Below are 8962 nucleotides of genomic sequence, written 5' to 3'. Positions count from 1 at the left end.
ACCCTCCAGTGCGGCACCTATGGCAATGTCATCCGCCTCCTCCCGCCGCTCGTCATGCCCGACGACCTGCTGCGCGACGGTCTGGAAGTTCTCACCGCATCGTGGAAGGGTCTCTGATATGACCACCGTCGTCGACGCCCCGTCCGTCGTGGGTGAGTCCACCCCCCAGGACGTATGCCGCGTGGTCGCCGCCGCGGCCGCCGCCGCTCCCGCGGTGGTCGCCGCCACCCCTGCCGAGCGCGCCGCCTGGTTGTGTGCGATCGCGGATGCCGTTGTCGCCCAGGCCGATTCGCTCGCTGCCCTCGCGCACGAAGAGACCGGCCTCGGCCTGCCCCGCCTCGACGGTGAGGTCCTCCGTTGCGCCAACCAGCTGCGCTTCTATGCCGACGTCTGCATCGAGGGCTCGTGGCTCGGCGCGACCATCGACCACGCCACGGCAACGACCCCCGACCTGCGGCGCATCCAGGCATCCGTCGGACCGGTCGCCGTCTTCGGGGCGAGCAACTTCCCCTTCGGCTTCGGGACGCTCGGCAATGACACTGGCTCCGCCATCGCCGCCGGGTCTCCGGTCGTGGTCAAAGGACACCCAGCCCACCCGCGCACGCATGCCGCCTTGATGGACATCGCCTACGACGCCCTCGCTGACATCGGCGCGCCCGAAGGTCTCCTCAGCGCGGTCACCGGCCTCGCCGCCGGGGAGCAGCTCGTCCTCGCGCCTGAGATCGCCGCTGTCGCCTTCACCGGCTCCGAAGCCGGCGGCCTGGCACTGCACCGGCTCGCCGCCACCCGCTCGATCCCGATCCCGGTCTATGCCGAGATGGGCACCGTCAATGCCGTCGTCCTGACCACCGCGGCGGTGCACCGGCTGGCCGATCTCGCCCAGGGCGCGCTCGCGTCCTTCACCATGGGCATGGGCCAGTTCTGCACCAAGCCCGGCCTGATCCTGGCGCCCGCTGGCTGCGGCTTTGCCGCGCGCCTCGGCGCGGAACTGCACGACGGCCCACCGACCGGCGTCCTGCTCACGGTCGGCATCCACGAAGCCTTCGGTCACGGCGTGCAGAACCTGCTCACCAATGGCGCCTTTGCCGTCGCCCGCTCCGACGCATCCACGCCTATCGGTCCGAGTGTCTGGGTGCTCGAAGCCGACGCGAGCCTGATCCACCGCGAATCCCCGCTCCTGCGTGAGTGTTTCGGCCCCGTAGTGCTCGTCGTCGAGTATGCCGATGCACACCAGCGCGACGACCTGATCGCCGCTCTGCCCGGCGCCCTCGTGGCGTCGGTGATGACCGGCGGGTCTGCGGACGACGAGGTCGCGGATCTGGTCAAGCACCTCGCACCCAAGGTCGGCCGCGTCGCCGTCGATGCCTGGCCGACCGGCGTGGCCACGCTCTGGGCGCAGCAGCACGGCGGGCCGTGGCCCGCGACGACCGACCCGCGTGCCACCTCCGTCGGCGCCGCTGCGCTGGCCCGCTTTACGCGTCCGGTCGCCTACCAAGGCACGCCTCAGGCTGCGCTCCCGGTTCCGTTGCAGGACAAGAACGCCTGGCGCATCGTCCGTCGCGTCGACGGCCGTCTGCGCGTGCCACGAGAGCCGAAGGTGGCGCAATGCGCCGTCCCCTGACAGGTCTCCTCGTCGCCGACTTCAGCCGCGTTCTCGCGGGGCCGTTGGCGACGATGTATCTCGCCGATCTGGGCGCGACCGTCGTCAAGGTCGAGCGGCCCGGGCGCGGGGACGACACCCGGGCCTGGGGCCCACCGTGGACCGAGAACTCCAGCTCCTATTTCGAGGCGCTCAACCGCGGCAAGCTCTCCGTCGCCTGGGATCTGAACGATCCCGCCGACCTCGCCAAGGCCCGCGAGCTCGCCCGCCGCGCCGACGTGCTCGTCGAGAACTTCATGACCGGCACGCTGGCGAGATTCGGCCTCGGCTATGCCGCCGTCCGCACCTCAAATCCCGGCATCGTCTATGCCTCGATCACCGGATTCGGTTCCGGCGCAGGCGCATCCCTGCCGGGTTATGACTTCGTCGCCCAAGCCTTCGGCGGACTGATGAGCATCACCGGAGAGCAAGGCGGCGCCCCGCAGAAGGTCGGCGTCGCCCTCGTCGACGTGCTCACCGGCAAGGACGCGACAATCGGCATCCTGGCCGCGCTCCAGCAACGCGCGGTCAGCGGCGCCGGGGAGCACATCGAGGTCAACCTCGTCTCCAGCCTGCTCGGCTCGCTCGTCAACCAGGCGAGCGCCTTCCTCACCACCGGCGTCGCGCCGGCAGCCATGGGCAATGCGCACCCGAGCATCGCGCCCTACGAGCCCTTGCAGTGCGCGGACCTGCCCTTGGCGGTGGCGTGCGGCAACGACGGCCAGTTCGTGCGCCTGACGGGGGCACTCGGCATACCGGCGCTAGCCGATGATCCGCGCTTCGCCACCAACGCCGACCGCGTTGCCAACCGCGAGTCGCTCGTGGCCGCCCTGGAGGCCCAGCTCACCACCGAGCCGGCCGCCCACTGGGAGCAGCGGCTGCGGGCAGCCGGCGTCGCAGCTGCACCGGTCAACGACATCGGCACGGCCTTCGCCCAGGCCCGCGACCTCGGCCTCACGCCGACCTTCTCGGTCGGTGACGACCACCCGGAGCAGGTGCGCAACCCGATCCTGTTCTCCGGCAACGCCCTTGACGATGCGACGCCGCCACCCGGCGTCGGCGAGCACACCCTCCTCGTGGAGGATTGGCTCGCCTCGTCCGATCCTCGACCCACCCTTGATCAACCGACCAGGAGCCTCGCGTGAGCGCCATTCCCAGCCTGCAGACCCGCCTCGACCTCGCCGGGCTCGACGATCTCTTCACCGCCGACGAGCGAATCGTGCGCGACTCGGTGCGCACCCTGTGCGAGCGCCGCATCGACCCCTATGTCGCCGATTGGTTCGAGCGGGGCGAGATCGACGACATCCGCGGCCTGACCAAGGAACTCGGCGAACTCGGTGTGCTCGGCATGCACCTGACCGGATATGGCTGCGCCGGCATGTCCGCCGTCGACTACGGCCTCGCGTGCCTGGAGCTGGAGGCCAGCGACTCGGGCATCCGCTCGCTGGTTTCGGTGCAGGGGTCGCTGGCGATGTTCGGGATCTGGCGCTGGGGCAGCGAGGAGCAGAAGCAGCGCTGGCTGCCGGACATGGCGGCCGGCACCGCGATCGGCTGCTTCGGCCTGACCGAGCCCGACCACGGCTCCGACCCGGGCAGCATGCGCACCAATGCCCGCCGCGACGGAGATGACTGGATCCTCAACGGCGCGAAGATGTGGATCACCAATGGCTCCGTCGCCGATGTGGCCGTCGTGTGGGCCCAGACCGACGAGGGCATCCGTGGCTTTGCGGTGCCCACCGACACCCCCGGCTTCTCCGCGCCCCTGATCAAGCACAAGATGTCGCTGCGGGCATCGGTGACCAGCGAATTGGTCTTCGACAACGTCCGCCTCCCCGCAGATGCGGTCTTCCCGGAGGTCCGCGGCCTGAAGGGCCCGCTCTCGTGCCTCAATGAGGCGCGATACGGCATCGTCTGGGGCGCGCTTGGGGCGGCCCGTTCGGCACTCGAGGCAGCCATCACGTATGCCGGCGAGCGCGAGCAGTTTGGCAAACCCATCGCCGGTTTCCAGCTCACCCAGGCCAAGCTCGCCGAGATGTACCTGGAGTATGCGAAGGGCCTGTTGCTGGCCAACCACCTCGGCCGCCGCAAGGACGCCCATACGCTCCGGCCGGAGCAGGTCAGCCTTGGCAAGCTCAACAACGTCCGCGAAGCCCTCGACATCTGCCGCACGGCGCGAACAATCTTGGGCGCCAACGGGATCTCCTTGGAATTCCCGGTCATCCGGCACATGAACAACTTGGAGTCGGTGCTGACCTACGAGGGCACCGTTGAGATGCACACCCTCGTCGTCGGCCAGTCGCTGACGGGCCTGCCCGCCTTCCGCTGACGACGGACCTCGACCGCGCTCGACCGGGGCCAACACGCCGAATATTCACCTCGATTTTCGGCGTGTCGGCCCCGGTCGATTGTCTGATCTGACCAGCCCTACTTCGGGGCGGCACCGCCAGTTGGCGCAGTCGCGGTGTCGACGGGTGCGGCCAGGGCGATGGTGAAGCCCTTGGTCGCGTCACCACTCATCGTCGCCAGTTGATGCGCTGCGCTGTCGTCGCCGAAGACGTTGTCGGTGGCGAGGCTCAGCTGGGCGAGATTGGTGACCGATGCCTCATACCCGCTGGTGGCGTAGACGAGGTCGCAGGCGTCCTTGGGGATCGCGATCTGCGAGGTCGCGATGGCATTGGCGGAGTCGGTGATCGACGCCTGATCCGGATAGACCTCGAAATGAATGTGCGGCCAGCGACCGCTGTAGCACGCCGGGAAAATCGAGGTGAAAGTGACTTTCCCGCTCTCATCGGCAATCTGGACCCCGCGCAGATAATTCTGCTCGGTGACCCCCTCCGAATACAGGGAGTAATTCCCGGAGCGGTCGCAGTGCCACACATAGACGGCGGCCCCAGCGAAGGCTTTGTCGCCATTCGCCATATCGGTGATCGTCAACTCGATCGTGGCTGGCACACCCTCCGCGGTGCCGCTGTAGTCGCCGAAGCTGCTCGTGATGTCCTGCCGGATGACGCCGTCTTGCGTCAGCACGTCCGGCCCGTTCGAGCCGTCACCCGGATAGGGACCGGCCGTCTCGTCCGGGATCTCGGTCACGTCACCGGCGGCCGACGTCGCCACCGACGCGGATGTCGTGGCCGAGGCGGATGTGCTCGCGGACGCGCCTGAGGCGCTGGTCGACGCGCTCCCGCTGCCCGAATCTCCACAGGCGACCAGCGCAGCCACCGACACGCCGAGACCGGCCATGCGCAGGAGCCGACGGCGGTTCATTGTCTCGAGGTCGAAGGCCAACCCCTGGTCGAAGACGTCCTCGTCCGGCCGGGGCAGCGCCCGGCCTTCGTACGTTCCGGGGTGGCCGTCGTCATGCGCGCTCAAGCTCATCCTTCAGACATCCTTCGATCGGGACGGTCGTGGTCCCGGCGAGCCTAGAGAAGTTCGGCCACCTGTGCATGTGCTGTGTCTCAATACCCCTCAACGAGCCCGCTAACGTCAAGTCAAACTTGACACCTTGGATTGTCAAGTCTACGTTGACAGTCATGACCATCTTGACACAGCCACATCTCCCGGCTGACCCGACAGACGGCAGCGCGTGGCTCGCCTACGGGCGGGCCTGGGCCACGGCATACGGCTCGCCGCCCGGCACACCACGGGCGGCCCGGACGCACTCAGCACCGGCGAAGCACTTCTCGCACAAAGCGATTCCTGAGCTGACCCTCACGATGCACGCCTATCGGGAGGCAACTCCCGGCCCGAGGTGGCAGGCGCTCGCCCGGGCGACGTGGCCGGCCTACGCACGCTGGTTCCAGGCGCGGCCCGCCTCCGACCAACCGACGTATGCCGAGTGCCGCGACGCGTTGCGCCGCCACCTGCCCGCGCTCCTGCCGACGTGGGAGCACCTGACCGAACTGGCCGTGGCGGCGACCGGCACCACCCACGAGGACGCCGGCCGGCTGCTGAGCCTGTGGCGGCCGACGCCCTTCGTCACCGGGTGCAGCCAGGTGGCGTTGACCGACCCCGAGCCGGTGCTTCTGCGCAGTTACGACTACGACCCGGCGCTCTTCGAGGGGGTGGTCGCCTCGACGAACTACTCCGGCACCCGGCGCGTCATGGGGACCAGCGATTGCCTCTGGGGCCTGCTCGATGGGATCAACGAGGACGGCCTCGCCGTCTCACTGACCTTCGGCGGCCGTCCCGGATCGGGCGTCGGCTTCGGCATCCCCTTGGTCCTGCGCGCCTTGCTCGAGGAATGCGGCGACGTGGCCGAGGCAGTGGCGCGCGTGCGCACCCTGCCCGTCGCGCAGGCTTACAACCTGACCTTCGTGGACGCGGCGGGAACGGTGGCCACGGTTTTCGTGGCTCCCGGCGAGGAGGTCATCACCTCCCGGCAGCGTGTCGCAACGAATCACCGACTCGATGTCGTGGAGTATCCCGCAGATGCGGCCCGGCTGCGCTCCCGAGAGCGTCACGACCTGCTGACCCGACTTGTCAACGAAGGCGCGACGCGGCGGGAAGTCGTTGGCGCATTCCTTCGCGAGCCGGTCCGAAGTTCGCTCTTCAGCGCGGGTTTTGGCAGTCTCTTTATGGCCGAATTCTTACCGAAGGAAGGTAGCGTCACGTACCGCTGGCCCGGCCAAACGTGGACGCGCCGGTTCGAAGATCCCGACGCGTCGATAACGGTGGAGGTACCCAGTGCCGAAGTCCCCAGCGGATGCCGTGGCCCGCGACCTGGCAACGGCTCAAGCCGCCATCGATCGGCTGGCCGCAACGGCAGAACCTGAGGCTTTCAACGCTCTGCTTGCCCTGAGCGCGGCAGCTGGCGAAGCTCTGGGCACGTCGGCCCGGCTGCTCGCAGAGTCCGCCTCCTGGGCGGCGGTCGGCGAGGCCTCGGGGACCACCCGCCAGGCCGCCTGGGCCCGCTGGCATACGTGATCCGCGGCAGCGAGCACGCAGCGCTCGGCTCCTCATGACTCCTGCGCGGCGCGCCCGGTCGGGTCGCGTCGCGCAGGCCGTACTTGCGCCCCCCCGGAGAACGGCGCGGACGGGCGCTGGTCGCCTGTCAGGCTGCTCGTATCTGTCAGGCCGCTTGCGCGTACCGGTCAGGCCGCCTGGGCGTATGCCGTGGCCTCCCCCGCCGAGACGAGCGCGGCATAGTGCCCGCCACGGGCGAGTAGCGCCTCGTGGGTGCCGAGTTCGACGACTCGGCCACCCGCCAGGACGGCGATCTGATCGGCATCACGGATCGTCGAGAGGCGGTGCGCGATGGTGATCGTGGTCCGGCCGGCGCTCAGTGTGTCGATGGCCTGCTGAACGGCGCGCTCGGTCCGGTTGTCGAGAGCGGACGTGGCTTCGTCCAGGATCAACACCCGGGGATCGCGCAGGATCGTGCGGGCGATGGCCAAACGCTGCTTCTCACCGCCAGAGAAGCGGTGTCCACGGGAGCCGACGACGGTGTCGAGACCCTCGGGCAGTCGTCCGATCAGGTCGGCAACCTGGGCCGCCCCGAGAGCGGACCACAACTGCGCCTCGCTCGCGTCGGGTGCGGCCAGCAGGAGGTTGGCCCGAATGGTGTCGTGCACCAGGTAGGTCTCCTGCGTCACGACGCCGACGACCGCGGCCAGAGCCTCCTCGCCGATCGCCGTCAGCGCGATGCCGTCGATCGAGACCGATCCCGACGACGGGTCGCGCAGCCGCGCGACCAGGCCGGCCAAGGTCGACTTGCCCGAACCGGTGTCACCGACCAGCGCGAGGCTCGATCCGGCGGGGATGTCGAGCGTCACGTCGTCGACCGCGGGGGGCGCGCCCTCGGCATACGTGAAGGAGACATGGTCGAAGCGGATGTGGCCCCGCACCTCGCCGGCAGGCACCGGGACGGGCGCGACCGGCGCGGGCACATCGGTCACCAGGTCGAGGTAGCCGAAGATCCGGCTGAAGAGGGCCATCGACGAGATCCACGAGACACCGACGTTGAGCAGGGCCATCAGCGGCCGGAAGATCCCCGCCTGCAGGCTGGTGAAGGCCACCAACGTGCCGATGGTCATCCCCCCGCTGGTCGCCGGGAAACCTGCGGCGAGGTAGATCAGCGCCGGGATGGCGGCGAAGACGATGGACATGGTGGCCATCCGCCAGCGGCCGGCAAGTGCCGAGCGAAGCTCGAGATCGACGAGTTCGGCGGACGTCCGCTCGAAGCGACGAGAAGCCAGCCGGCCGGCCCCCAGCGTCTTGGTCAGGAGCACGCCGCTGACCGACAATCCTTCGTCGACCTGGACGTGCATATCGGCTAGGCGGGCCTGCAGGGCGGCGGTGATCTCGCGACGCAGCAGCGCCACGCGGCGGGTCAGCCACATCGACGGCGGGAGAACGAGCAGGGAGAGCAGGGACAGCCGCCAGCTCAGCGCGGCCATGGCCACCGCCGTGCCCACCGCGGTCGTCAGATTGGCCGCGATCGACGTCGCGGTCGAGGTGACCACCGACTGCATGCCACCGATGTCCTGGATGATGCGCGACTGGACTTCGCCGCCCCGGGTGCGCGTGAAGAAGCTGAGCGATTGGCGCTGGAGGTGGGCGAAGACGTCGCTGCGCAGGCGGTGCATGACCTGCTGGCCGACCTTCGTCGACATCCAGGTTTGCACCACGCCCAGGAGCGAGGTCGCAATGGTGACCGCGAGCATGCCGCCGACGGCCAGCAGGAGCACGCGAATATTGTTGTGCGGCAGGGCATCGTCGAAGACGGCCTTGAGCAGGAAAGGTTGCGCCAGCCCGAGAGCCGACGAGACCACGATGATCGCCATGACGGTGGCGATGGCCAGGCGGTGCGGCGCGAAGAGCGCCAGCACGCGCGGGAGCTCGACGGGCGAAAGCGCCAACTGGGCTCGATCGCGCGGGTCGACCTTCTGGGGGCCCCGCGAGCCCCCACCGGAGTGCAGGGTGTCAGCCATGAGCCACTCCTTCCGTTGTCTGTATCGTTCGTGAGGTTCCCTCACTAGTTAGAGAGGTTACCTCACGATGTGGTTGCCTCGCAACTTCACGTATGCTGCACCCATGCCGCCCGACGCCGCCGACCAACCGCTCGACGTGCTGCTGGGACGGGCGCTGCGGAGCATGCGGCATACGTGGACGGCGCAGCCGGAAGAGTTGGACCTCGCGCCCCACCAAGGACGGGCGCTGATGATCGTCGCCGGGTCGGGGCCACTGCGACTATCCGAACTCGCCGAGCGGCTGCGGATCGCGCCGCGCTCGGCGACCGAAGTGGCCGATGCGTTGCAGGAGCGCGGCCTGGTCACGCGATCGGCCGACCCCAGCGATCGGCGCGCCGTGCTGCTTAGCGTGACC

Annotated in this window: 7 protein-coding genes; 5 read left to right on the top strand and 2 right to left on the bottom strand. The window is 69.0% G+C overall.

Annotated features, from left to right (window positions below):
• Positions 1-118 precede the first annotated feature (118 nt).
• Genes PKH97_RS10345 through PKH97_RS10335 form a run of 3 tightly spaced genes read left to right on the top strand, consistent with a single transcriptional unit; the run spans position 119 to position 3965 of the window.
• Positions 119-1621 carry an aldehyde dehydrogenase family protein gene (locus PKH97_RS10345; RefSeq protein WP_324387329.1) on the top strand — a complete coding sequence of 501 codons (1503 nt, stop codon included), beginning with the start codon at positions 119-121 and terminating at the stop codon, positions 1619-1621.
• The gene (locus PKH97_RS10340) at positions 1606-2784 is read left to right on the top strand and encodes a CoA transferase (RefSeq protein WP_324387328.1); all 1179 of its coding nucleotides are present in this window, start codon (positions 1606-1608) and stop codon (positions 2782-2784) included. Before PKH97_RS10345 ends, PKH97_RS10340 begins: the two co-directional genes overlap by 16 nt.
• Positions 2781-3965 carry an acyl-CoA dehydrogenase family protein gene (locus PKH97_RS10335; RefSeq protein ID WP_324387327.1) on the top strand — a complete coding sequence of 395 codons (1185 nt, stop codon included), beginning with the start codon at positions 2781-2783 and terminating at the stop codon, positions 3963-3965. The genes PKH97_RS10340 and PKH97_RS10335 overlap by 4 nt, the downstream gene beginning before the upstream one ends.
• Before the next feature lie 98 nt (positions 3966-4063).
• Here PKH97_RS10335 and PKH97_RS10330 read toward each other — a convergent pair whose 3' ends face one another.
• Positions 4064-5014 carry an intradiol ring-cleavage dioxygenase gene (locus tag PKH97_RS10330; RefSeq protein WP_324387326.1) on the bottom strand — a complete coding sequence of 317 codons (951 nt, stop codon included), beginning with the start codon at positions 5012-5014 and terminating at the stop codon, positions 4064-4066.
• A gap of 155 nt (positions 5015-5169) precedes the next feature.
• Here PKH97_RS10330 and PKH97_RS10325 point away from each other — a divergent pair, with 155 nt between their 5' ends.
• Entirely contained in the window at positions 5170-6411 is a 1242-nt protein-coding gene (locus PKH97_RS10325; protein ID WP_324387325.1) for a C45 family peptidase, read from the top strand.
• A gap of 318 nt (positions 6412-6729) precedes the next feature.
• Here PKH97_RS10325 and PKH97_RS10320 read toward each other — a convergent pair whose 3' ends face one another.
• A complete protein-coding gene (locus PKH97_RS10320; RefSeq protein WP_324387324.1) occupies positions 6730-8568 on the bottom strand; it encodes an ABC transporter ATP-binding protein in 1839 nt (612 codons plus the stop codon).
• Between the two features lie 103 nt (positions 8569-8671).
• Between PKH97_RS10320 and PKH97_RS10315 the strand changes: the two genes are divergently transcribed.
• Positions 8672-8962: MarR family transcriptional regulator (locus PKH97_RS10315; RefSeq protein WP_324387323.1), on the top strand; the 291-nt coding region annotated here is incomplete at its 3' end.

Origin of the sequence: Nostocoides sp. (genome assembly GCF_035343835.1) — a bacterium.
Lineage (GTDB): Bacteria > Actinomycetota > Actinomycetes > Actinomycetales > Dermatophilaceae > Nostocoides_A > Nostocoides_A vanveenii.
Note: the sequence above shows the minus strand (reverse complement) of the source record. Positions and strands in the feature narration are given on the sequence as shown.

Bases quoted from the DNA above. Each gene is read 5' to 3' on its own strand.
- PKH97_RS10320 (WP_324387324.1), bottom strand. From the start codon at position 8,568: ATGGCTGACACCCTGCACTCCGGTGGGGGCTCGCGGGGCCCCCAGAAG.
- PKH97_RS10330 (WP_324387326.1), bottom strand. From the start codon at position 5,014: ATGAGCTTGAGCGCGCATGACGACGGCCACCCCGGAACGTACGAAGGC.
- PKH97_RS10325 (WP_324387325.1), top strand. From the start codon at position 5,170: ATGACCATCTTGACACAGCCACATCTCCCGGCTGACCCGACAGACGGC.
- PKH97_RS10340 (WP_324387328.1), top strand. From the start codon at position 1,606: ATGCGCCGTCCCCTGACAGGTCTCCTCGTCGCCGACTTCAGCCGCGTT.
- PKH97_RS10345 (WP_324387329.1), top strand. From the start codon at position 119: ATGACCACCGTCGTCGACGCCCCGTCCGTCGTGGGTGAGTCCACCCCC.